At 65.6% G+C, this 23,085-nt stretch carries 27 protein-coding genes; 10 read left to right on the plus strand and 17 right to left on the minus strand.

Features of this window, described 5'->3' with window-relative positions:
- The 4 genes from ACRAQ3_RS16260 to ACRAQ3_RS16275 all read left to right on the plus strand — a co-directional run bounded on the left by ACRAQ3_RS16260 (position 1) and on the right by ACRAQ3_RS16275 (position 2,883).
- On the plus strand, positions 1-171 hold the full coding sequence (locus ACRAQ3_RS16260; protein ID WP_432256539.1) for a cbb3-type cytochrome c oxidase subunit 3: 171 nt from the start codon (positions 1-3) through the stop codon (positions 169-171).
- Positions 162-1,034, plus strand: a complete 873-nt coding sequence (gene ccoP, locus ACRAQ3_RS16265; protein WP_432256540.1) for a cytochrome-c oxidase, cbb3-type subunit III — start codon at positions 162-164, stop codon at positions 1,032-1,034. Before ACRAQ3_RS16260 ends, ccoP begins: the two co-directional genes overlap by 10 nt.
- 178 nt (positions 1,035-1,212) lie before the next feature.
- Positions 1,213-2,094: a DUF2189 domain-containing protein gene (locus ACRAQ3_RS16270; protein ID WP_432256541.1), complete on the plus strand. Its 882-nt coding sequence runs from the start codon at positions 1,213-1,215 to the stop codon at positions 2,092-2,094.
- Between the two features lie 156 nt (positions 2,095-2,250).
- Positions 2,251-2,883 carry a flavodoxin domain-containing protein gene (locus ACRAQ3_RS16275; protein WP_432256542.1) on the plus strand — a complete coding sequence of 211 codons (633 nt, stop codon included), beginning with the start codon at positions 2,251-2,253 and terminating at the stop codon, positions 2,881-2,883.
- 546 nt (positions 2,884-3,429) lie between these two features.
- Here the strand turns inward: ACRAQ3_RS16275 and ACRAQ3_RS16280 are convergent.
- The 5 genes from ACRAQ3_RS16280 to ACRAQ3_RS16300 form a co-directional block, all read right to left on the minus strand.
- Complete coding sequence (locus tag ACRAQ3_RS16280; protein WP_432256543.1) at positions 3,430-3,714, minus strand: DUF3892 domain-containing protein; 285 nt, start codon at positions 3,712-3,714, stop codon at positions 3,430-3,432.
- Positions 3,715-3,788: 74 nt separating this feature from the next.
- Positions 3,789-3,953, minus strand: coding sequence for a hypothetical protein (locus ACRAQ3_RS16285; RefSeq protein WP_432256544.1), 165 nt, complete (start codon positions 3,951-3,953; stop codon positions 3,789-3,791).
- 241 nt (positions 3,954-4,194) lie between these two features.
- A complete protein-coding gene (locus ACRAQ3_RS16290) occupies positions 4,195-4,422 on the minus strand; it encodes a hypothetical protein (RefSeq protein WP_432256545.1) in 228 nt (75 codons plus the stop codon).
- Between the two features lie 181 nt (positions 4,423-4,603).
- On the minus strand, positions 4,604-5,044 hold the full coding sequence (locus tag ACRAQ3_RS16295; RefSeq protein ID WP_432256546.1) for a type II toxin-antitoxin system VapC family toxin: 441 nt from the start codon (positions 5,042-5,044) through the stop codon (positions 4,604-4,606).
- Positions 5,041-5,280 carry a FitA-like ribbon-helix-helix domain-containing protein gene (locus tag ACRAQ3_RS16300; protein ID WP_432256547.1) on the minus strand — a complete coding sequence of 80 codons (240 nt, stop codon included), beginning with the start codon at positions 5,278-5,280 and terminating at the stop codon, positions 5,041-5,043. The genes ACRAQ3_RS16295 and ACRAQ3_RS16300 overlap by 4 nt, the downstream gene beginning before the upstream one ends.
- Before the next feature lie 408 nt (positions 5,281-5,688).
- Between ACRAQ3_RS16300 and ACRAQ3_RS16305 the strand changes: the two genes are divergently transcribed.
- From ACRAQ3_RS16305 to ACRAQ3_RS16315, 3 genes are all read left to right on the plus strand, one after another.
- Complete coding sequence (locus tag ACRAQ3_RS16305; RefSeq protein ID WP_432256548.1) at positions 5,689-5,943, plus strand: hypothetical protein; 255 nt, start codon at positions 5,689-5,691, stop codon at positions 5,941-5,943.
- 140 nt (positions 5,944-6,083) lie between these two features.
- The gene (locus ACRAQ3_RS16310) at positions 6,084-7,796 is read left to right on the plus strand and encodes a hypothetical protein (protein WP_432256549.1); all 1,713 of its coding nucleotides are present in this window, start codon (positions 6,084-6,086) and stop codon (positions 7,794-7,796) included.
- Positions 7,733-8,215: a UPF0149 family protein gene (locus ACRAQ3_RS16315; protein ID WP_432256550.1), complete on the plus strand. Its 483-nt coding sequence runs from the start codon at positions 7,733-7,735 to the stop codon at positions 8,213-8,215. Before ACRAQ3_RS16310 ends, ACRAQ3_RS16315 begins: the two co-directional genes overlap by 64 nt.
- A 65-nt stretch (positions 8,216-8,280) precedes the next feature.
- On the opposite strand, the gene ACRAQ3_RS16320 is transcribed toward ACRAQ3_RS16315, so the two are convergent.
- Positions 8,281-8,637, minus strand: a complete 357-nt coding sequence (locus tag ACRAQ3_RS16320; RefSeq protein ID WP_432256551.1) for a hypothetical protein — start codon at positions 8,635-8,637, stop codon at positions 8,281-8,283.
- A 410-nt stretch (positions 8,638-9,047) separates the two neighbouring features.
- Positions 9,048-9,740: an AAA family ATPase gene (locus tag ACRAQ3_RS16325; protein ID WP_432256552.1), complete on the minus strand. Its 693-nt coding sequence runs from the start codon at positions 9,738-9,740 to the stop codon at positions 9,048-9,050.
- Positions 9,741-10,596: 856 nt separating this feature from the next.
- Between ACRAQ3_RS16325 and ACRAQ3_RS16330 the strand changes: the two genes are divergently transcribed.
- Genes ACRAQ3_RS16330 through ACRAQ3_RS16340 form a run of 3 tightly spaced genes read left to right on the plus strand, consistent with a single transcriptional unit; the run spans position 10,597 to position 15,083 of the window.
- A complete protein-coding gene (locus tag ACRAQ3_RS16330) occupies positions 10,597-11,172 on the plus strand; it encodes a helix-turn-helix domain-containing protein (RefSeq protein WP_432256553.1) in 576 nt (191 codons plus the stop codon).
- Entirely contained in the window at positions 11,159-12,967 is a 1,809-nt protein-coding gene (locus tag ACRAQ3_RS16335; RefSeq protein WP_432256554.1) for a relaxase/mobilization nuclease domain-containing protein, read from the plus strand. The genes ACRAQ3_RS16330 and ACRAQ3_RS16335 overlap by 14 nt, the downstream gene beginning before the upstream one ends.
- On the plus strand, positions 12,960-15,083 hold the full coding sequence (locus tag ACRAQ3_RS16340) for a type IV secretory system conjugative DNA transfer family protein (RefSeq protein ID WP_432256555.1): 2,124 nt from the start codon (positions 12,960-12,962) through the stop codon (positions 15,081-15,083). The genes ACRAQ3_RS16335 and ACRAQ3_RS16340 overlap by 8 nt, the downstream gene beginning before the upstream one ends.
- 33 nt (positions 15,084-15,116) lie before the next feature.
- Here the strand turns inward: ACRAQ3_RS16340 and ACRAQ3_RS16345 are convergent, their stop codons facing one another.
- The 10 genes from ACRAQ3_RS16345 to ACRAQ3_RS16390 form a co-directional block, all read right to left on the minus strand.
- On the minus strand, positions 15,117-16,334 hold the full coding sequence (locus tag ACRAQ3_RS16345) for a type II toxin-antitoxin system HipA family toxin (RefSeq protein ID WP_432256556.1): 1,218 nt from the start codon (positions 16,332-16,334) through the stop codon (positions 15,117-15,119).
- Entirely contained in the window at positions 16,327-16,629 is a 303-nt protein-coding gene (locus tag ACRAQ3_RS16350) for a helix-turn-helix domain-containing protein (protein WP_432256557.1), read from the minus strand. The genes ACRAQ3_RS16345 and ACRAQ3_RS16350 overlap by 8 nt, the downstream gene beginning before the upstream one ends.
- Before the next feature lie 361 nt (positions 16,630-16,990).
- A complete protein-coding gene (locus ACRAQ3_RS16355) occupies positions 16,991-17,998 on the minus strand; it encodes a type IV secretion system protein (RefSeq protein WP_432256558.1) in 1,008 nt (335 codons plus the stop codon).
- Between the two features lie 10 nt (positions 17,999-18,008).
- The gene (locus ACRAQ3_RS16360; RefSeq protein WP_432256559.1) at positions 18,009-18,407 is read right to left on the minus strand and encodes a hypothetical protein; all 399 of its coding nucleotides are present in this window, start codon (positions 18,405-18,407) and stop codon (positions 18,009-18,011) included.
- Positions 18,404-18,583: a hypothetical protein gene (locus ACRAQ3_RS16365; protein ID WP_432256560.1), complete on the minus strand. Its 180-nt coding sequence runs from the start codon at positions 18,581-18,583 to the stop codon at positions 18,404-18,406. The genes ACRAQ3_RS16360 and ACRAQ3_RS16365 overlap by 4 nt, the downstream gene beginning before the upstream one ends.
- Positions 18,570-19,568 (minus strand): ATPase, T2SS/T4P/T4SS family, encoded by a 999-nt coding sequence (locus ACRAQ3_RS16370; protein WP_432256561.1) that lies wholly within the window; start codon positions 19,566-19,568, stop codon positions 18,570-18,572. The genes ACRAQ3_RS16365 and ACRAQ3_RS16370 overlap by 14 nt, the downstream gene beginning before the upstream one ends.
- Positions 19,568-20,944: a TrbI/VirB10 family protein gene (locus ACRAQ3_RS16375; protein ID WP_432256562.1), complete on the minus strand. Its 1,377-nt coding sequence runs from the start codon at positions 20,942-20,944 to the stop codon at positions 19,568-19,570. Before ACRAQ3_RS16375 ends, ACRAQ3_RS16370 begins: the two co-directional genes overlap by 1 nt.
- Complete coding sequence (locus ACRAQ3_RS16380) at positions 20,941-21,645, minus strand: TrbG/VirB9 family P-type conjugative transfer protein (RefSeq protein ID WP_432256563.1); 705 nt, start codon at positions 21,643-21,645, stop codon at positions 20,941-20,943. Before ACRAQ3_RS16380 ends, ACRAQ3_RS16375 begins: the two co-directional genes overlap by 4 nt.
- A gap of 4 nt (positions 21,646-21,649) precedes the next feature.
- On the minus strand, positions 21,650-22,315 hold the full coding sequence (locus tag ACRAQ3_RS16385) for a virB8 family protein (RefSeq protein WP_432256564.1): 666 nt from the start codon (positions 22,313-22,315) through the stop codon (positions 21,650-21,652).
- Positions 22,312-23,073 carry a type IV secretion system protein gene (locus ACRAQ3_RS16390; RefSeq protein WP_432256565.1) on the minus strand — a complete coding sequence of 254 codons (762 nt, stop codon included), beginning with the start codon at positions 23,071-23,073 and terminating at the stop codon, positions 22,312-22,314. Before ACRAQ3_RS16390 ends, ACRAQ3_RS16385 begins: the two co-directional genes overlap by 4 nt.
- Positions 23,074-23,085 lie beyond the last annotated feature (12 nt).

Here is a 23,085-nt window from a genome sequence, read left to right on the forward strand (position 1 = left end):
ATGGAAATCTCGCATGAGCTGTTCGTGGGCTTCTCGAAATCCTTTGGGCTTTTCTACCTGATCGCGCTGTCGGTCGGCATCACCCTCTACGCCTTCTGGCCCTCCCTCAAGGGGCGGTTTGACAAGGCGGCGAAGAGCATTCTGAACGACGAGGACGGACCATGTCGGTAAAGGACCGCGACCCGCTGACGGGTCATCAGACCACCGGGCACGAGTGGGACGGGATCACCGAGTTGAACACCCGCGTGCCTCGCGTCGTCTGGATCGCCATCATCGTCACCCATGTCTGGGCGCTTGTCATCTGGATCCTGCTGCCCACCTGGCCGCTGGTGTCGAGCTACACCAAGGGTATTCTGGGGATCGATCAACAGGAAGAGGTCGAGGAGGACATTCTGCGTGCCGGCCTTGCGAGGAGCGACTGGCTTGCCGCGATCGACGAGATGCCGATCGAGGACATCCGCGCCGACCCCGCACTGATGTCGCGGATTGCGGGCACGGCGCCGGCGCTTTTTGGCGACAACTGCGCGGCCTGCCATGGTGCGGCGGCCACCGGGGGCCCGGGCTTCCCCAGTCTTGTCGACGAGGCCTGGCTTTGGGGCGGCGACGCTGAGGCAGTGATGGAAACCCTGCGGGTCGGCATCAACGCGCAACATCCGGACACCCGATGGGCCCAGATGTTGGCTTTCGGGCGCGACGGGATCCTGTCGCGCGGCGAAATCCGCAGCGTCGCAAGCTATGTGCGGTCGCTGTCGGGCACCGAGATCGCGCCGGAAATCCGCGAGATTGGGGCCACGCTCTTCGCCGAGAACTGTTCGAGCTGTCATGGGGCCGAAGGGCAAGGCAACACCGACATCGGTGCGCCGGACCTGACGGATGACTTCTGGATCTATGGCGGCGATGAGCACGCCATCTACCGGACGATATGGGACGGCCGACAGGGTATCATGCCTGCATGGGAGGAGCGGCTGAGCCTCGCCGATCGCAAGATGCTCACCGTTTACTTGCAAGACCTGGCAGAGGGGGCGGCGCGATGACGGCTTGGTTCGAAACGCCGACCCGGGCGCGTCTCGCAGGCCTTGCCCTTTGCCTTGCGGTGATCGCCACCTTCGCCGCGGCCAATGCCCATCTCATCGCCGTCTCCTTCGCCTCGCAGCCCGACTGTGTCCTGTCATCGTCCCTGGAAGGCGCCGCGTTCCGCGCGGCGAAACCCGCATGCTGAGCAACCGCACCGATCCGCCGCCGCCCGACAACCCGCATGCCGCGGGTGCCATTCCCAAGGTCGTGCCGCCATTGCCAACCCCGAATCTCCGTGCCCGCAACCTGCCCGCGCGCACCGCGTTTGGCTGGCTGCGCGCGGGGTGGGACGACCTGCGCGCCGATCCCGCGCCGAGCCTCGCCTACGGGGTCGGGGTTTTCGCGCTCTCAGTCACTGTCGTCTGGCTGCTGCTCGGATTGGGGCTCGATTACGCGCTGTTCCCGGCGCTCGCGGGCTTCATGGTGATCGGTCCGCTGGTCGCCAATGGCCTTTACGAAAAGAGCCGGCGCCTCGAAGAGGGCAGGAGAACCAGCCTCGGACAAATGCTCTTCGTTCGACCCCGTTCGGGCCACCAGGCGCTGTTCATGGGTGTCCTGCTTCTGGGGCTGTTCCTGCTATGGATGCGCGCCGCAGTGCTGATCTATGCGCTCTTCTTCGGCATCAACCCGTTTCCCGGGATGGACGAGATCGTGTCGATGCTGCTCCTGACGCCGACAGGATGGGCGCTTTTGTTGGTGGGCGGGACGGTGGGGGCCCTGTTTGCAGCCTTTGCCTTCGCGATCAGCGTGTTCGGGGTGCCGATGCTGCTCCAGGAAAGAACGGATGCGCTCTCGGCGCTCGGGATCAGCATGGCGATGGTGTGGAACAACCTGGTTGTCATGCTGGTCTGGGGCGCGATCGTCTTCGTGTTGTTCGTGATCAGTGTGCTGACAGGCTTCGTAGGGCTGATCGTTGTGTTCCCGGTGCTCGGCCATGCCACGTGGCATGCCTACCGGGCGATCCGCGCCGATGATCGACAGAGTGGCGATGCCGAGCGAATGTTCATTCGTCCCGCCTGAGCCGAAAGAGCTTACCGCTTCCTTCTATGAGCCTCCCGTCCGCAGAATGGCGCGATCCGCGCATGGCTTGATCTCGGGCAAGGCGGGGCAAACCCCGAGAGGGCATTATGGGGATGCCGATCAGGAACGGCCCGTACCCGCGACAGGAGATCCGCAATGAAAGTCGTCATCCTCTTTGCAAGCCTTGAAGGGCAAACTCGAAAGATTTCACATTTCGCGCAGGACATGTTGCGCAACGCGGGCCACGATGTTGCCCTGTTCGATGCCGCGGGCAAGACCGCCGGTATCGATCTTGAAAACGCGGACAGGATCATTCTGGCGGGGTCGGTCCATGAAAGGCGCCATCCCATGGCGCTCGAGGTCTTTATTGCCGCACATCGGCACGCCTTGGAGGCGCGTCCGACGCTGCTGATCTCCGTCAGTCTCAGCGCGGCTTTCCCGGAGGGCCTCGAGGAGGCGGAGGATTACCTGGTAGAGATGATGATGCGCACACGCTTCACGCCAAGCCATCGCGCATTGGTCGCAGGCGCTGTCCGCACCAGGGAATACGATTACTTCGCACGGCAGGTGGTGCGGCATGTCGTGTTGCGCGGCCGCGACTATGACCCGAATGAGGAAGAGCACGAATTCACCGACTGGGTCCGTCTCGGGGCGGCCCTGCGGGATTTCATGTCGCCACGACGGGCGGCGCTCAACTCGGCACAAGCCGCCGCCAGCTCGAGCGCGAGCTCATTGAGAGCGGACCGGCGTTTCGAAGCTTCTTCCGGCAGAAGCGGCTCCGTTGCATAGATGGTTTCAGAGCCATGCCATGATCCGGAGGTGAGGCCTCAAAGCCCTGTGGAATGCTGCTTTCTCCCCCACGACCACATGACCGTACAAGGAAGAAAATCCAAACCTAGCAGTACATTATACAATGTTCTCCTGCGGCGTCATCATCGATAGTTCAGCTTCTGGTTCCGTTTTGATGGCCGGAAAGGATGTCCTGGCTTGAAGACCGCACTGGTAGGGTAAAGCCATCCCCCGGCTTTGACGAAGCAGCTTGCACCGCCGCTTCGGGCGAATTCGTCACCATATCTCCTTGCTGGTGAGCTTCGACGGATCAGCCTTTAGCAGACTTCATTCCTAAAGAAGGTATATGACGCCGCCTACATGGAAGATGCGGTCCCACGGACTGTCGCCGTCCCTTGTCCCAATGCAGTCGATCTGTCCCTTGGTGGCCATCCTTATCCCCCAGCGGCGGCTGCGCAGCCTGATGGGGCGCCGCCGCGGTCGATTGCGGCAATCTCTCTCGGCGGCGAAAAGCACCTGCGTGGGAGAAGGTCTTCCCCCTCGTAATCAAGGGCACTCGGGAAGGCTCAAAAGATGCGTCGGGAAATCACCGTCCGCGACCGTCTTGATGTACTTCTTCCCATCGCGATCGACAGCGACTTTGACCGCAACGGGATCGCTATCGACATGGACGAAAAACATGCAGTCTCCGCTCTCGATTTTCTGGATCACCTCGTCGAGGTCCAGTTTCCAGCGGTTCGCAAGCGCGCCGCCGCCCACATGGCTTATACTACCTCTCGGCTTCCAGCGATTGGCGCGGCGAATACACTTGATCTGAATCGTCTTAAGCACGTCTTTTCTCCGCAAAGGGTTGGCGCGATACTATGGTGAACGGTCGCCCGGGGTTTCGATCTTTGGCCGCTCCTCTAGCTCATACGAGGATACAGCTCGCAGCCGTCATGGCCGCTGTCACGTGGTGCTTTCATGGCCTCCGCCATCGCTCGCAGAACCCGGATGACCTCCTCCTCGATCAGGGCGCTGCTGGCCGGCTTGAAGAGAATGTCGTCGGTGGGCAGGCCAAGTTTGGTCATGGCCTCTGGTTGTCACTGCGGGAAGCCATTCGCTTCTGAAAATGTCACCTCGGCCTTCGCGTGGAGCGTCGCGGGTGTGCCAGGCAGAGACGGGTCGTCCTCCCGGGGGGCGGTGTCCCGATGGGCTTTGGCAAAAAGTAGCCGCCGCCCTTGATGGAGATGTGTCCTCCCTCGATGTCGATGTCGATGACCTGATGGTGGAGCACCGCCCGAATGGGGGCTGCCCTCCGGTTACAACGGATCAGTCGACGCGACGCAGGATCGTGCCGCCCTCGAGAACCTGAAATGTCCGTTCGTCGATGTATCCGACAGGACGCCCATCAACCAACCGCAGTTCCTGTGTGCTAGCCAACTCGGCGATCTCGCCGGCTGGGGAACGGCCGGTGTTGAAGTCCTGCCAGAGCTGAACATCGTGGCGCTTGCCGAGGTCGTCCGCGCATTCATAGGTGGCCAGGTGGCGCATTGGCATGATGATCCTCCGTCAATGGTGGCCGGGGGGTGAGAGTGGCCCATCGGGGGATGGTTGGCAAATTGCGACGGTAGCGGAACATTCCTTATGGTTCTCGAGCGATCAATCCGAGCAGTCGTTTTGAAGCGGACGGGGCTTGGTGGAGTGGGGGTTAAATGCGGCTGATGACGACAATAGCCGCCTACCGACGCCTTGGCCCGCCAAGCGCCCAAGGGTCGAGCACATCGGCACCGAGCGCCATGAACGGCCTCGGATTGCGGGTCGCGACCATCGCGCCCAGCCGGGAGAGGGCGATCGCGGCGATCTGCCCATCCGCGATCGAGATCGCGTAGCCCTTCTGGCGCGCGGCCGCGACCTGCGTGCCGTAGATCCGCGCCGCCGCGCCATCGAAGGGCAGGATCCGACCGGAAAAGTCTTCTTCGAGAATGGCCGTGACGGCCCGTATCAATCCGTCGCGCCGCTTGCCGCCCGGCATTGCCTGAACGCCGAAGATCAGTTCCGCAGCCGTGATCGCGCTCAGATAGAGGTTTGTGGGGTCCTGTGCGTTGAGCCAGTCCATGACAGCACCGTCTGGGACTTTCCTCTGGGTCTCGGCGATCACGCTCGTATCAAGGAGGATCAATCGAACAGGCTCAACTGGTTCACAGTCTGGTCCCGCTCGACGGCCAGCTCATCCCCCAGATGGCGCCCGTAGCGCTCCCGGAGCCGGTGGCCGAAGCCGCCGTCGCTGGCGGCAATGACGGCGTGCACGAGGATCGAGCGCACCTCCGCCTCGAGGCTGCGTCCGTTCGATTGGGCTTGCACGCGAAAGCGCTCGTGAACCTCGTCCGGCAGGTTTCTTAACGTCATGTTCGCCATGATCCCTCCGGCACGATGGCAGATCTTCGGGAGTGATGGCCTTGTGACGGGGCATATTCAAGCAAGGGGATGCAGCCGTGCTCGAACCGGGCAAAGAGTGCAGCCCTGATGCTGTCCGCGCACGGGGCCACGGTCCAGTCGGCGCACCGTCCGACGCAGCCGCAGATCCGATGATCCTGTGGTATCGGCCCCCATCTTCCGGGAACGCGCAGGGAGGCTGGGACAAGATAGGCCCATGCCCAGCATCGAGGTCGTCGACCTGCACCGGTGCTGGCCTGCAGCCTGCGTCCCCGTCCGGATGTGACAAGACGTCACGGGCCGGATCAGATGGGCCATCTCGTGGTAAGAGGCCTTTCCCGACAGCTCCTATGGGGCATGGGACACCACGGACAACAGCGGGAGGCTTCCATGTCGATTGATCCGACGTTCACATACTGGACTGCCGTCTTCATCCCTGCCGGCGAGGTCGACCCCACGGCGATGACAGCCGACTTCAGCGAACTCGGCGAAGGCGACCCGGTGGATGCACGGGGCGCGATGGTGCATTTCAGGTCAGCCTTGGGCGCTGACGCCAATGTGCTCGACGTCTATCCGTTTCCCGATCCGGACGAAGCGCTCGAGACCTACCGGGCGACAGAGACGCTCAAGGTCGCCGGCATGTGAGGCCAGATGGACGGTCGAGGCGCGACGACCGGGTCCTGAGACCTGTGCGATCCCGCCTCGCCAGCCGTCTCCCGCTTGCAGCGATGCATTGCCCCATGCAGGCTAACCCCCGAGTTGTTTCCATCTCTCGCGGGATCGCCATGCTGTCTCCTTCGGTCAAGACCATGCTCGCCGCGCTTGCGCAGGCTTCCGACCCCAAAACGCACGCCGCGGAGTTACAGCGGTCCGGTCGTGCGCTTCTGGAAAGGCCGTACGACGCAGCGGGGCTGTTGGCGCAGATGGCTGGCCGCGCGACCGCCGTCGGTGAGGACGAGGAACGCATGAGCCAGCTGCTCAGCACGGTGCTCGACGAGGCCCGGATGGCGCGGGAGAACGGGCAGCGGCGCGGCGCGCTCTTCATCGATGCCCTCGAGGCGCAGCTTGGCGAACTGGTCGCATCGGATGCCTTGACCCTCAAAGGAAGCCTGGCGGTCTCCGGAATCTGGGTGCGCGCCGGCCTGACCCCGCCCGCCATCCTCGCCGCGCGGCAGGATGGATTCACTGCCGCGGTAGAAGAGGATGACGATCCAGCCGCTTTGGAGACCCTGCTCGACGATCTGCTTGGCAGCCTGATGCGGGAGCACGGCGACAACGTCACCGTCCTGCAGACCTTGTTTGCAGAAATGCTGCCCACCGTGCCGCCCGAAGCGCGCCAAGCCCTGGTCCGGCTGGCCGTGGCGCGGCCGCAGGAGATCTTCGCCGAGCTCGGCTGCGCCTGCCTGCTCGATGCCGATGCGGAGGTTCGCTTTGGCGCGCTGGACGGCCTTTCGGACCGCTTAGCGGCGGGGACGGTCTCCTCGGAGACGCTGGCCCGGCTCACCATCCTGCGCAGCTGGCTGGCGGATGCAGCACTGCGCGGCCGGGTGGATGGTCTCGTGCGGGAGGCCATGCGCAAGGGCGTGGGCGGCGTGACCAAGGCGCCCGAGCGCAAGCTGCACCGGATCGTCGCCAGCCCGGTAGACGGCTCCGGCGCGCAGAGCATGGCGGCGGCGGTGCAGACCGGGGGCACCCGCAGCGTGGCGGTGGTGCTGCTGAAGCAGGGCTTCGGTGTGAAAGATGCCTATGTGCTGCCGTGCGACAGCGCCACCGAGCAGCGCCGCATCCTCACCACCCTGACCGACGAGATCGAGGCGCAGGACGTCTCGCGCGCATACCTGGAGCAGGCGCTCGGCATCGCCTTAGGCGAGGGGCTGGAGGCGGGCTTGGCGCCCGTGCCGGGGCTGGTGGACGTGGCGCAGGCTTGCGGCCTCGACGCGCTGCGCCCGCTCTCCGCCTCGGTCGCGGCGATGCTGAAGCTGGCAGACCCCGAGGGCCGGGTTGCCAATCTGACAGTCCAGACCCGAGGCCGGCTGATCATGGCCAGTCAGCACTGGCCGGACAGGTATTCGGTCCTCGAGAGTTGGTTCGAAGACAGCGACGAAACCGTGGCGGCGCTGGAGAGCGCCCGGTCCCCGACCGCGCTGACCCGCGCCATGTGGCGGGTGCTGGAAGGCCGCCGCACGCACTGGGCCGCAGTCATCGCCCGCAATGCGCTGCTCAGTGCTGCCGGATCCACCCACACGGACGAGTTCCTCGCTGTCGCCGCGGCGCTGAAGGACGGGCGCGATCTCAAGAAGACACCGGTGATGGGTTTCATCTGCGAGCAATCGATCATGGTGTGGATGAACCGGCGCGATGCCCCAACGCCCCCTTCGATGCGCCGCCGGATATGCCGTTCGCCTCGTCCCCCATGCCACCTGCGACTGGGGCCATGTCGGCCGCCACCCCCGAGACCGCGGGCGAGCTGGCGAAGCTGTTGCAGCCCGCCGGACTGACCGAGCCTTGGCTCGAGGGCTATCTGACGGGGGTCTGCACCGCGCCGATCTTCGTGACACCGTCGGATTGGCTTACGCCGCTGCTCCAGCTCGTCGGACCCAGTCTCGAAACTGAGAAGGATCTGACCAGCTTCGTCAATCTGCTCATGCCGCGCTACAACGGCACCGTTGCGAAGCTGCGGGCGACTAACGGGGAGCTCGTCCCGGCCGACATGCCGCTGATCCCGATCTGGGCGGACGGCTACCTGACGGCATGGGAAGCGACGAAACCCAACTGGCCTGCCAAGGCGCTGGGGTCGAAGGGCAAGGCGATCCGCAAGGCGCTCGAGCAGGCGACGGAGGGCCGGATCGAACCGACCGTGTTTCGGGGCACGCTGCCGACCTGGCTGCGAGAGCGCTTCGCCGCGCAGGAGATGTAACGGCGGGGCGTGGACACGGCCCCCACGCGCGGCTCTCGAAACCACCTGAGAAAGTACGATCGCTGTTACCCCTTCCGGGCCTGCAGCTCGGCAATGATCGCATCGAGCTCTGCCCAGAACAGGGGCTCGTACTGTCCGCGCAGCATCTCGGTATCCGATTTCAAACCAAGCGGATTCACGGCGCCGTGCAGCTTGGCGAGCACCTGCGCGGGCACGAGCTTCGTCGTGGTGTAGCGGTGGGCCGAGCTCATCCGGGGCACGACCGGCACCGGCTTGAACTCTGGCGTCGGCTCGAACCGCGCCAGCGCACGACGCCCCGCCAGCTTGACCATGTCCTTGATCGAGATCAGCTCCGAAGTGAGGGCATCCAGCGCCGCGCGCTGCTCTGTCTTGGGGCAAGCGGTCAGGGCTACCTTTTTCATCGGCCCGCGGTCCCCGCCCGCCGGGGCACGCGCTTTGCGCGCCTTGGGCTGATCCGGGCCGGACGCGGCCCGACCCGCAGCATCCGCCCGTCTTTTCTCTGACGGGCTTCGTTGCGCCGAGGCCTTGGCCGGCGTGGCCGTCTTCACCGATGACGGCTGCGACGCCCCGGCCCGAGACGGGTCCGGTTCCGCGGACGCAGAGGGCGACGGCGACGGCGACATCGCCGGCGTGCCGTTCGGCCCAGGCTGCCCGGTCGCCTCCGCTGCGGTCGCCTGGTCCGACGCGGTCGCCGCCCCGCCGTGGGGCGCTGCCGGCGCGGTCACCGGTTGCGGGTCGTAATGGCCTCCGAACCCCTGCGCGCGATCAACACCGGGGCGGCGAATGTTCGGCTTCTTGCGACGGTACGCGCTCATCGGGCGGCCTCGATCTGTTCGAGGATGGTGCGGGCCTCGCGCACCGCATCGCGGTAATGCCGCTCATGGGCCCGGCGCAGCGGGTTCTGGTCCTGCCGACGCGCCTCCGCGAGGTCGTGCATGAGTCCCTCGCGATCCACATCCCCGTGCTGGGCGCGCTCGAGAAACATCTCGTCGATGACCGGCAGCGTCTCGAGGGCTTCCTGCGCAGCCAGGACCATGGATTTCGTGGGCCGTGACGGCATCCGGGTCAGCACAACCGAAAAGGGGGGCATCAGGGAGGGATCGTCGGCGGCGTCACAGGCGCGCTTGTAGTAGGCGTAGGTGTCCCGGGTGATCTTGAGATCGGTCTTGCTCGGCATCATCGGGCAGATCAGCACGTCGCTTTGCTCGACCAGCAGGTCCGCCCACATGCCGCCGGCGCCAAGCGTGTCGATGAACACGTAGGCCACCTCGTCCTCCACCGCGTCGAGCATCGCCTCGAGCCCGTTCGGATCGTCGAGCTCCTCGACGCTGAGATCCGGGGTTTCGTGGGCGAGCTCCCTATGCCAGCGCGACAGCGCCTTTTGCGGGTCCGCGTCGATGACCAGGGTGCGGTGGCCGTTGGAGACGGCCGCGTCGGCCAGGGCCCGCATCAGCGTCGTCTTTCCAGAGCCGCCCTTTCGCGAGAGCGCCGTGATGACCTTCATGGGCGAGGGCCTCCATTCGTCTGTTCCCTTGCGACCTGCCAGCTGTGGCGTGCCGCTCGCGGGGCGCAGTCTGAAGATCTCGGTCCGGGGTTTCAACCTTACGGTGTGCGGCGCGACGCTCGTGGTTTGGCGAGGGAGGTTTGTGGTACGCGGTATGCGGCCCGAGGTCTGGCGGCTGCGGTCTGGAACTCATCATCCGAGGTGCGATGCTTGCGGTGCGTCGCATGCGGTATGACGCCCGAGGTGAAGCGTAGGGGGGTGAGCCATCCGGCATGTGCAACGCGGCGTGTGAGGTATGAGGCGCGTGGCCGAGGATATCGCGCCACGCGCTGCACGGCTCGCTCCGGCGTCCCCCTGATCTTGGCCAGTAGACCTGCGGTCTGCCGCGTTGCGTTTTGCGCCGAGGCTGCAAGGTGAAGCCCAAACTCCTGTCCCTGAGGTATGAAGCGTGTCGTACGTCGTGTTCGGTTTGGCGCTCCTGCCGATCGGCCTGATCCCGGCCGTCCGCCTAGACTTCGCCCGGTCCGCGGCCAGCCCGATCCCCCGTCCGGGAGGCGCCGGGCGCCGCAAGAGCGGCTGTACGGCGCGCTGAGGGGGCATCTCGCTTCTGCGCGACCCCAACGGCGCCGTCTAGCCGGATCGGCGCTCTGTGGCCGCTCTCAAAACGGCCGCCCCATCTGCGATGCGGCGGCCGGGCTTGCGTCCGGGGGCGGACGCGCGCCCCACGCGGGCTGTGGGCCCGCTGCAGCGGAATAGGCTCCCCAAGAGGTAGATGGCAGCTGGCGCTGTCATTGTTTCATAGCCTTGGGGATCCTATGGGGGAGAGGTTAGCAAGAAATAGGGCCGTTAACTTCGCATGTCTCGCTCTCGCCGACTTCTCCCCCCGGAACGCTTTTCCATCGCCCGCGACTACGCCAACGGCCTGTCGGCCAAGGCGCTGGCCGCACGCCATGGCGTGTCGACGCGCACGATCCATTACACCATCCGGGCGATGGGCGATGCGCATGTCGCGAACCCTTCGCGCACCCGGACCATCGGCGTGCGGCTGTCCGATGAAGAACTGGCGGCGTTCGACACGGTGCTGAAGGCACATGGCATCGCGCGCCGGGGCGACGGTTTGCGCGCGCTGGTCCACGCCGCCAACGGGCTTTTCGTGACGGATGCGGATCTCAAGGACGGGCTGCACGACAGCCGCGTGGCGCTCAACCGGGTCGGCAACAATGTCAGCCAGATTGCCAAGCGGCTGAACGAGGCCAAGCTGAAAGGGCTGACGCCGCCGCTCGATCCGGACGACATGGCGCAGCTTCGCGGCCTCGCGGGCCTGGTCATGCGCTTTGGCGACCAGCTCCAGCAGATCATTCAGCAGCGCCGCGAGGGACTGGCGCTGCGCGTGTCGACCGCGCTCAAGGCGTTTGCCAATGGCACGGAGTGATGCCGTCTCTGCCGTCAGCGGCGCGCTGTTTCGCGAGGGCTGGAGCAAGATCCGGGGTGGGGCAGGGGCGCAGGCCCGGCGGCACAGGCAGATCACCCGCGCCGCGCGCGGCCATTCGCCGGCCGTGTTCAAGCCGGTGAAGCGCGGCGGGTGCCGTACCCGGCCCCAGCTCGTGGGCCAGCTCAGCTATCTCACCACGAAAGCCTCGCACATCATCGACAGCCGCAGCGTCCATGACGGGGCGGGCCATCTCGATGCCGAACAGATTGGTGATATTGCCGACCGCTTTTCGGAGGCCTGGGACGAGAGGTTCAGCCCGAAGCTCGGGCACACCACCCACATGATCATGGCTTTTCCCATTGGCACCAAGGGCGAGGATGTCCGCGACATGGCCAGCGAGGTGTGCGAGCGGTTCTTCATGCAGGAGGGGCGACAATTTGACTATATTGTCGCGATCCACGAGGATCGGGCGCATCCGCACGCGCATGTGGTCCTGAACCGCCGGTCCGCGGAAGGAGAGCTGTTCTATCTGGGGCGAGACCATCACTTCAACTACGACGATATCCGCCAGGCGATGGTCGAGGCGGGCGAGCGGCATGGCGTGCGGCTCGAAGCCAGCCGGCGCCTCGATCGCGGGGTGGCCAGCTACAGCCCCAGCAAGAGCGAGGTCTACCTTGCCAAGAAGGAAGGGCGCGACCCCATTCCCCGCGAGCGCGTCGGCGCCGACCTCGAGCGCGCCCTGGCCGAGATTGCCCGCACCGCCGAGCTGTATCGCTCATTGGCCACCGAGGCCTCGCGCGAGCGCCGAGAGGATGTCGCCCAAGCGCTCCACCGGGCGAGTACCTTGCTCGGCCGGGGCGAGGCCCTGGAACCTGATGGAGTGATTTACATGACCGAGGCGCAGAGCGTCGACGAGCTACGCAGCACCTTTTCAGATCTGGCCGACCGCGCCGAGACGATGGCGCAAGGGCTGCCGCCCGAGCGGCGCGCGGCCGTCGAGCGCGAGTTGTCGGAGATCTACGCCGGCATTTCACACATGCAGCCCTTGGGCGCAGGCTCCGACAGCTTGACCGCACCGCCGACCAAGACCGGCGTCTACGCCGACAGCAACATCGACAGCGCGGGTCTGGATCGCCTCGCGGCGCCCCAGACCCGGGCGCAGATCGAGCATGCGCTCGAGGGCACCGGCATCTCCGCCGATACCGTGGTGGCGCGCATCGAGACCGGCGCCAACAGCGCCGCGCTCGAGCGCCAGTGGCTGACCGACGACCTGCAGCGCATCGCGGAGCAGGACGGTCTGGAACTGACGCGCGACGCGGACCTGCAATGGGCGGTGGATCGGCTGGATGCCGTGCATGTCCAGCTTGGCGAGACGCTGCACGAGGCGCAGGTGCTGCACGACCCGGGCATTCGCGAGGAGGTCGACGAGGTGATCGAGCCCGGCGACAGCGCCTCGGCCAGCGCCGCCGTGCTCGCCGCCATGCGCCAGGACAGCGCCCGCGATCCCTTCGCCAGCGAAGAGACGCGCGATGCCTTCCGCACCGAGATCGAGGCGCAACTCGACGAGGACCAGATCGATGCTCTCCGGGATGGCGATGCGGCGGCGCTGTCGGGGGTGTTCGACGATCGGCTCGACCGGCTCTATGCCGCGAAGGCCTACCTGCAGGCTGACACGGCGACGGCCGAGGGAGCGGTCCTGCAGGAGATCAACCACGCGATCGCCGATGAAGAGGTCGACGCGGCCCGGCTGCGCCATACCGCCCGCGACAGCGACACGGGGCCGACCCATGGGTAGAGGGGCCTTTGCCGGGGCGGTTCTGAGCCTCACGCTGGTCGGCGCGGCCATCGGCTATGTCATCGCGACAGCCTATCTGACCTTTCGCTATGCCGGCCTCTCGGGCGAGGTGGATTTTCTCATGCTCGCCCGCGACTACGGCGCCATGGCAGCCCGCCGTCCGAACGACGCCACCATCGTCAACCTCATCATCGGCGGCTTCGCGGTCGCCGGTCTGTTGCTGAGCGGCGTGCTGGCTGGCGAGGCGCTGACCCGGTTTGGCGAGACCCGCTGGCAGAGCAGGCGCGACATGAAGCGCAACGGCTTTTTCGGCCCCACCGGCACCGGCTTCATCCTGGGCAAGTTGGGCCGGCCCGGAAGCCGCGCGGCGCTCATCACCTCCAAGGTGTTTCCCCATGCCCTGATCGTGGCCCCCACCGGCCGCGGCAAGACGACCGGCTTCACCATTCCCAACATGCTGACCTTCAAGGGCAGCGCCGTGGTTCTGGACGTGAAGGGCGAGATTTTCGACGCAACCGCCCGGCACCGGGTTGCGGAGGGCGACAAGGTCTTCCGCTTCGCGCCCACCGATTGGCGAACCAACAGGACCCATCGCTACAACCCGCTCCAGCGGATCTTTGACCTCGAAAACCCCAACCAGCAGCAGATGGAGCTGCAGCTGCTGGCCTCGCTTTTCCTGCAAAGCGACAGCGACAGGGTGCAGGGCCTGCTGAAGGGCGGCATCGATCTGTTCGTGGCCGCGGGCCTTCTCGCCTTCGAGCGGGAAGTGCCGACCCTGGGCGAGATCTACCGGATCACGGCCTCGGGCGGCGACAAGCAGAAGGAATACAACGCCCGGCGCCTCGAGGTGCAAAACCCCGCCGCGCGGCTGATCTTCGAGCGCATGGCGTCGACCAACAACGACACGCTCACCTCCTATGTCTCGCTCCTGATGACCTCCGGTCTCGACCAGTGGAGCAACCCGGCGATCGATGACGCCACCGCGACGTCGGACTTCGACTTCCGCACGATCCGCAAGACCCCCTTTACGGTCTATCTCGTGGTGGAGCCGCTGATGGTGAAGCCGCTGGCCTCGCTGATCCGGCTGTTCTTTTCCGACCTCATCGCCTCCTTGCAGGACCATCAGCCCGGCAAGGACGAGCCCTGGCCGGTGATGATCCTGCTCGACGAGTTCAACCGGCTGGGAAAGATGCCGATCGTCGTCGACAGCATCGAGACCCTGCGCTCCTATCGCGGCCACCTCGCGATCGTCACGCAGACCATCCCGGCGCTCGACGAGATCTATGGCGAGAACGCCCGTCGCTCGCTGCAGGGCAACGCCGGCGTGAAGCTCTACCTGACCCCCTCCGACGAGAAGACCGTCGAGGAGTTGAGCAACGCGGTCGGCAAGACCACCAAGCGCGTCGTAACCCGTTCTCGGGCGGTGAGCCGCAACCCGTTCGAGGGCCGCAGCACCTCCGAGCGCACCGAGGAGGCGCCGCTGCTGACCGAGGACCAGGCGCGCCGCATGCCGCTCGATGACATCGTGATGGTGATCGACGCGCAGATGCCGGTGCGCGCCAAGCGGATCCAGTATTTCAAGGACCGCTATTTTCAGCGGCTCTTTGAGGCGCAGACCGGCGCGTATCCCTTGCCGCAAGAGGGGACCGTGCCCACGGCGCGGACGGCCGTCGTCGCGAACGACGAGGCTGCTGAGTGCTCCGGGGCCTCGGCCCGGACCAAAGCGGAGCCGACGACCGAGCCGGACATATCCGAGGATGGGGCCGGCGCCACGCCGCCCGGTCGAGAGACGGCGGAGGCCCCGAGTCCGGCGCCGGCGCCCGCCAATCCGCAACCCGCCTCGGCTCCGTCCGACGAGACCATGAGCATTCGCCAGGCCAGCGAGACCGCCTCTCCGGATGGACGGGCGATCCGGCCGGGACGGCGACGGCGCTCACGGGCCATCAGCGACAGCCAATTGGCCACCGCGTCCCCTGCGAAAGCCGCGCGGCCGCTGAGCGGCGGGCAGGGCGCGCGCATCGAGGACCGCGAGGCCCTGCAGCAGGGGGTGAGCAGCCTCAGCGCCTTGATCGATCGCGAGACGGAGAACGGGGTGTTGAGTGAGGGGGTCGGGTGATGACGTGAAGCTGCCTGTTGATGGCCCGCTCTGCTATCGCGCCAAATCCGCCTCCTCGTGCTCGAAGGCGGTCGCCATCTCTTTTATCTCCCGTTCCGGGGCGCCCAAGTTGCGGGCGACATCCCTCCAAGCTTTTGTGGCCTCGGCTACCTCTGCAATGATGCGATCGGCATCTTCGGCTTCGAGAAGGTAATTCTCGTGCTGAGAGCGGTGCAGTTCGATGCTGGCATCCGGATTGTCGTCATCCACGTAGCTCTTGAGCACGCGCGGTTGGTTGGGAACCGGGTTGATGTCGTAGGCGGGTGACAGGTGCCAGCCGCCCCTTCCGCGCAAAAACCCATGATTGCGCATGTGGTCATCGAGGTTCGTCACGAGGATGGAAAAAGCGACCCGCCTGTAGAGCTCCTCGCGATCCTCGTCCGGGGTCACGCTTTCCGAGGTGATCACGTCCGCCAGATCTAGGTAGCTGTAGCTTTCTCCATCCCGCCCGTTGAGCATGGCCATCGCCGAGATGAAGGGGATCCTGCCTTGATCCTCCCGATCAAATCGGTGGGACAGAAAGACCGGTTTGTCGCCGGCCATTTCAAGGGTGTGATCCGCAACCGTTATTCCCGCACGCCGGGCCAGCTCGAGCGCGATAGCTTCCCATCGTTCGACGCAGTGGGTGTCCGTCTCCTTCGGAAACTTCGCAACGGAAAGGCGCCCATGCTGATCGAGGATACTGGCCTTCGGCCGTGCGCCCCCCAGAGAGCTTCCCGGAGCAAACAGCATTCTGAGGTCTTCGGTGGTCTCATCGCCACGCAGAACACGCTGGGATGCTTGGAGCAGATCTCCGAGACTGAGCAGCGCAGGCACGCCGATCCCCTCGCGCGCCTGGAACTCGCCATCGACCTTGTACCGTAGCGCGCCCAACCGAGTTTCGTCGTTGACGCCCAAAAGGTAGTCGGCCTCTTGCAGCGTCTTCGGGCGTCGTTCCTCCGCCTTGGCCATCCGCCCTTCATAGCGTCGCATGACGGTCCGGCCCCACGTGTCCGGAGAGGAATCCCCGAGCGGGGCGAGCATGTCCTGGCCTGCCTCTGGCACGAATTGCCCCGGACCTAGAGGCATGTTCGGCGAAAGGCCGAAGGCGTTTTCGTCAGCGAGCCATTCTTCATGATACGTGAAGGATACTCGCTCCCGGCCCCGCCCCGCGGTCCGGTGCAGCGTGCCAACCCGGCGCAAGCCTTTCCAATCGATCCAGACCTCAACCATTCTTCAGCCTTGCTCGCTTGGGAAGCGCATCGAGGGACATCTGATCACCGACCGGGTCGTCGAGATGCCCCCATCCTTTCAGGAGGCCAAGGGCCTGTAGCACTGCTGCGTAGGTGCCGATTTTGACTGCTGGATCCCCGCCTTCGATCTTGGCCACGGTCTGCCGGGTTGTTCCAGCGCGCTGCGCGACGATTTCGGCCGTCAGCTTTCGACGTAGACGTGCAACGCGGATGTGTTCCCCGAGAGTCATGAGCTCCTTGCGGGCCGCCCGGGGCGTCTTGATCGCAACCGCCATAATGTAGCCTCCAGTGAACGCAAAGTACATACATGTTATTTTTAGGAAACATTATGGTCAATGGGCGGCCGGAAACGGTCTGCAGGCGTCTTATGCTCTCCTTCTTAATGTTACCTAGATGCAACATTAACGCCCCTTCTGTAGATTTGGACGCACATAGTGAGCATGATTTTAACATTACGCGTCGCCGTGATGGGGGCTAGGCGCGGCAGCTTACGTTAAGAACAGTAGACCGTGCCTGCTGGCGCACACGCATAGAAGCCCGAGAATTTCCTACCTGGCATGCATTTGTACTCTCCGCACGAACGACATGTTCGCGCTGATCCCCGCCGTAACGAAGACCTGCGCCAGCGGGGACTTTCTACATCAGTCGCTTGTTGCGCTGCATGATCCGCTGAACCTGCGCGCCGGCGCCTGTCGCTATATGGCGCGTGGCGGCGCCAGCGAGTTCGGTGTCACTTCGCGCTCCTCTTTCGGCCCGGTTCTGCGAACCTCGCGTGTTGGCGAGCCCGGCCGAAAAGCCGCGGGCTCCGTCCGGACTGACCGCCTGCATCGTCGGCATCACCACGTTGCCCGAGATCGCGCGCACGAGAAACGGCGTGGCCAAGATGAACGCTTTCGACATGAGAATGAGCATGAAGAAGGGAACTAGCGCGCCAATATTATCGGCGGCGTCAGGTGCACCCAATGTCTCCATCAGCTCTCGCCCAACACCGATGATGGTCGCGAATACGCCCGCCACGACCACGGGATAAAGGGCAAAGGAAGCGGTCGAGCTGACCCAGCGGAGGAAGTAGTCCTTCGTCGCGTCGAACAGAGTCAGGAAGATCATGATTGGCGCCAGGGCCAGCATGAGCGTCATCACCACGCGCGCGAAGACCACGATGAAGGCGGCGATGCCGCCCAGGAGGCTGAGAAGGACCAGGCCGATGCCATTGATGACGGCCCCTGTCATCCAGTTCATGCTGTCGGCAATCGCGTCGAGATACTCGGTCATGGTCCCGATCAGGACATCGAACTCTTCGGCGAACGTACCAGAGGGCCCGATTGCTCCACCGCCGACCGAGGCCACCAGCGCTCCTGCGATGGAATCGATGCCATCGAGCAGCGCCGATGAGAAGGTGCTGAACTGCGTCCAGCTTTGCGCGAAGATGGCGATCAGCACCATCTTGACCACCAGCCAAAAGGTCATCCGCCCATCCATGTCGCGAAAGCCGAAGGCCAGGTTCAGAAACACGAAGATTACGACCAGCGTGCAGGTCACGGTCCCAAGGGTGCCTACCGTGGCCGCGACCATGCCGAATTGGGTCTCCGCCGCATTGTCGAGAAACCCGTCTGTCGTTTCGACGAAGAACGTGACAACACCCATACGACCCTCCCTACCAGAGCCCGACCGCTTGACAGATCGGCCGCCCCTCACGCCGGTAGGCCTTTGTCGCCCTCCGAATATCCGGAATGATCTCCAGAAACCTGAAACGCGATATTCCGGCGAACTCCGTCTCCATCGCCGCTGTAACGGTGTCCCAGTCGGGGAAGCGCAGGTCACAGGTGCATTCCCCGGCTTCGACCACGTTGCGGTAGCCCTCTTGCTTATAGAGCTCGGTCGCCAACTCTATTGCGGTCATTCCCTTGATCCGTTCGGGCCGAACAGGCGCATTCGGACAATCCGGGTTTGTGGGTTCTTCCTTCAAATCAGGTAACGTGAAGCTGCCTTGTGCGGAGGAGGCAGAGGCGACAAGAGCTGCCATGAGTACGGCGATGATGCTGTCTCCAGTCATGCTACCTCTGCACCGGAAGTCACCGGCCGCTTGAAGAACAACCGGGTATGGGTCAGGCCGACCGGGACTGCCGAAACAAGCTCCCAACCTTGAGACCCCAGTTGTTCAAGCGCTTGATTTGTTTTCTTCTCATCGCGCGCAGGCACGATCTCCGTCGCATACTCAAACGTCGTCATGGCCGTGGCCCTCCTTGTCGTCCGCGCCTGGCAGGAAGAATTCGGTGATGCCCCGTTGGCCGTTCAGACGGCCGGTCTGGATGACCACGTCGATCGAGCTTTCGATGTAGCGCAGCATGTCGGCATGGGTCATCGGGACGTGGGTTTTCAGCGCCGCGATGGCGAGGCGCTGCATGGCGAGTTGCGGTGTCTCGGCATGAAGCGTCGTCATCGAGCCGCCATGTCCGGTGTTGATCGCCTCGAGAAAGGTCATGGCCTCAGACCCGCGCACCTCGCCCAGAACGATCCGGTCCGGCCGCATCCGCAGCGCCGAGGTCAGCAGCGCATCGGCCGCCTGGGGCTCGACGTCGCGGTTGGCGATGAGCGTGACCGCGTTGGGTTGTGCGGGCAGCAGTTCCGCCGCCTCCTCGATGGTGACGATCCGCTCGTCGGCGGGGACATGGGAGAGGATCTTGCGCGCCACGATCGTCTTGCCGGTCGAGGTGCCGCCGGCCACGACCATGTTGAGCTTGTGATCGACGCAAAACCGCAAGCAAGCGGCGATGTCACCGCGGGCGACGATGGCGCGCAGCGCGCGGCTTCGCTTCTGGCGCAACCGGTCCAGGCTGCGCTCCTCGCCGTAGAGGAAGGAAAGCTCGATCTGCTCGAGCGGCAGGTTGGTGAAAAACCGCAGCGAGATCGAGGCGCCATATGCGACGACAGGCGCCACCATGACCTGCGCCCGGATCGGGCGGCCGCGATAGTCGATGCTGACCGAGACCACGGGCTTGGCTTTGCTCATCGTCGTGTTCGTGGCCGAGGCCACCTGGTTGGCGAGATCGCGCGCCTGGGTCTGCGACAGGACCGTCTCGAGGGGGCGCATGAAATGGTCGCCGTGGAACTCGCCCCACACCCGGCCATCCGGGTTGATGCAGATCTCGATCACGTCCTGCCGCGCGGCCTCGGGAATACGGTCGAGAGAGCTTTCAAGATAGCCCGACCCCATCAGTAGATCTCCAGGTCCCGGTCGACCATGACCGTCACCCTCGCGCCTTGGGCGACATGGATCACCGGCCCGAGCGAGACGGCATCGTTGAGGGCGCCGTCTGCGGCCGTCTCGACATCGCGGCCCAGCCGGTCCGCTGCGCCAGAGGCGGCCTCGTCCTCGATCTGCCCGGCACCGTAACTTGCGCCGGCCGAGATCAGCGTGATCAGAGCCGCGGCGCCTAGCCGTTCCTTGAAGCGCGTGTCGACAACGCCGCCCACGCCGGCGCGGCCAAGCGCGTCGCCGCCGAAGGCGCTGATCTCCACGCTCTGCCCGGAGGGCAGGAGGATCCGGTCCCAGGCAATGGTGATGCGCTTTTGCGCGATCTCCGCGCCGGATTGATAGCGCCCGATCAGCCGCGCGCCGCGCGGGATCAGAACGCGGGCACCGTCATAGGCATAGACGCTCTCCGAGACGAGCGCCCGCACCTGTCCGGGCGTCGAGCTGTCGACGGCCGTCTCGAGCGACGCCTGGATCAGCGTGCCCTGGGGCACCGTGTGCGACGGGTTTGCAATCGCCTCCGCCTGCGTGACGTCCGCCGTGGCCGCGCCATTGCGCACGAACGCGGTGCCCGCATCGAGCCTGCGCTCGGCCGGGTCTTGGCTTGCGCTCTCGTCTTGCCCACCTCCGCCAAAGGCAACGATACCGCTGTCGTTGCGCGCGAGCTGGAAGTCGCGCGCTTCCTGGCGGCGCCGTTCCAGTTCCGCAAGCCGGCGCTGTTCTTCGGCGTTCGGCCCAAGACCCGCCGGCGCCGGCGCGCCGCCGGGTGCCCCCAGCCGCGCGAGATCGAGATCGGCTTGCAGCCGCCGCAGGGCACGATCGCGATCGGCGAGTTGGCGCTCGAGCGCGGCCTGCGCCTCCTCGTTGCTCTCCTGCATCGTGTCGATGCGCGCCAGCAACGCCTCCGTCCGGGCATCCTGCGCCGAGTTGTCGTCCTCCTCGGCCGGCGCGTCGCGCAGGCTTTCGATCTCGGCCTGCAGCCGATCGATGCGTTCGAGCAGGGCGGCGTTCGGCGCGGCCGCCGGCTGCGGCTTTGGGTCGATCTCGGGGGCGGGCGTGGGCTGGACCACGGGCGTCGGGGTGATCTGGCCGAAGCTGTCGCCCTCGGGCTGAAACTCCGCCGGCACGCTGGTCTGCAACTGCTCCTTGGCCTCGGGCTGCGCTGCCACATAGAGAAGGCCGCTCAAGAGGCCCAACCCCGCGAGCCCGCCCAGCACGGCCACCGGCGAGACTTTCGACCAACCACGCCGCCCTCCCGCGCTCTCGCGGCTGTCGAGGGCCTTCAGCCGCGCCTCGAGGCTGCCATCGTCGCGGCCATCGTTGGTCTGCGCGCTCATGGCCGGACACCTTGCGGCGGCAGGGCCTCGACGCAAAGCTCCTGGTCGCCTAGGCGCAGCACCCAGCGGGCGTTGACCCCGGAGACCCGGATCACGTCGCTCTCAATCGCCATGGCGTTGACCGCGCGCTCGCGGCCGTTCGACCATTTGAAGATCGACGGGACCGGCGCGTGTCGCGCAAAGCGGAAATAGGTGAAGGTCCCGTCATCCCAGATCGCGGTCGGGGTGATCTCGGGCGATCCGCTGACCCCGTAATTGGTGTTGGGCGCGCGGCCCGCAACGGCCTCCTGCGGCGCCGCGCGGCGCTCTTGCGGATAGTCGAACCGGACCACGTAATAGGTCGGGCTCTGCGTTTCCGTGACCGAGAAATAGTAGCTGCGGCGGTCGGTGTAGACGGTGATGTTGGTCGAGATCCCGGGCGCCCGGGGCTTGACCGCGAAGGCCTGCCCGCCGGGGACCCCGTCCAGCAAAAAGCCCTCCGTGTCGCCCGCGATGATCGAGCGAATGGTCTCGCCCGGGCCGAACTCGATGCTCGTCACATGGGTCATCGAGACGTTGATCCGGTAGACCTCGCCATCGCGATAGGTGGCGGTGCGGACGCGGCTGTCATGGGCCCCGGGCCGCGGCGCGTATTCCGCCGATGCGGTACTGGCCGCCAGCGCGGCCCAAAGCGTCAAGCTGCAGAGACCTCGTCGTGTCATGCCCTCACTCCTGCCTGTCGGGGACGACCGCGTATTCGGTCACCGTGAAGCCGAACGGATTGCGCCAGACCTCATCGATCTGCCGCATCCGTGCGGGCCGGAACGCATAAAGGAGCGTGGCGGTAAAACGCCCTGTCTGCGTGCCGTCCTGCGAGGTGAGCTGCTTGCGAAACCGCACCTGCGCGCGGTTGTTCGCGATGAGATTGATCGAGTCGACCTGCACCTCGAGCCGCGCCTCTTCGCCGTAATTGTTCGGCGGATAATCGGCATGCCCGCTGGTCCAGAGCTGGCGCAACGAGGCCTGCGCATGGCCGTCCGACAGGGCGAGGACGCGCTTGATGCGCAGGTCGTTGTCGAGCTGGTTGTAGGTCTCCCGCGCGGTCACGTAGCGAAAGATCTCGGCCTGGATGATCGCCGGCCGCTCGGTGAGCGACACCGCCTCCACCGCCGCGTTCGGCACCGCCATTCCGGTGTCGCTGTCGACCGGCACGACAACGGGCGGCGGGTCGACATCGAACACCGCGACGGCCGCGGCCGCCAGGCAGCCCATGACGCCGAACACCGCGCCACCAAGCGCCAGCTTCTGCCACAGCCGCTCGCGCCGCCGCGCGCCGTAGACGAGTTCTTCCTCGAGGATATCTTCGGGCTTCGTCACACCGGCCTCGCTCATTCGAAATCCGGCAGGGTGAAGTCCATGAAGCGCTGCTCCTGCGCGATCGTGGCCGCGTCCACGACGCCGCCCTGGCCAGCACCCACCGTCTGGATGGCCTCGAGCTCCCACATCCGGGTCATGGCGATCGCAAGCTCCGCCGTAACGCGGGTGTTGTGATCGACGCTCGCCTTGAGGGTCTCCATGGCGGGGATCATGCCCACCAGCGCGTCCACCCGCTCGAGGGACTGCGCGGCCTCGCGGTGGCTGTTTTGCGCGGCCGCGGACATGACCGCGCCGGTCGAGGCGCGGGTGGCCACGTTCCCGGCGCCGCGCTGGCCGCTCGCCGCCATCTCCGAGAGCGCGTCCTCGCCAAAGCCCGCCTCCGCGAGCACCCGCTCCATCTGCGTTTGCATCCGCGGCGCCGCGCCGCCGATCAGGCCCGAGAAGTCGCCCTTGGCCACACCCTGGGCCAGGTCGATCATGTTGCCGAACTCCTGGTCGAGAAGGCCGTTGAGATCGCCGTTCTCCATCAGCATCGCCGCCACCTCGGTGGGCCCGGTCAACGCGGCATGGGTGTCTTCGAGCTGCGCGATCTGGCTGTGCAGCAGGTCGACCTGCTCGAGCAGACGATCGAGCTGATCGGTCTGGATGCCGTAATCCTCGAGCATCTGCTGGATCTGGCGGATTTCCTGGGCGATGTTTTGCGTGTCGACCACCGGCATGCCCTGCGCCTGCGCGCCGCTCGCGCAGATCGCGCTCGCGCCCGCCAGGGACATGGCGCGGATCCA

The sequence above is a fragment of the Limimaricola sp. AA108-03 genome (genome assembly GCF_050847355.1).
Taxonomy (GTDB): domain Bacteria; phylum Pseudomonadota; class Alphaproteobacteria; order Rhodobacterales; family Rhodobacteraceae; genus Limimaricola.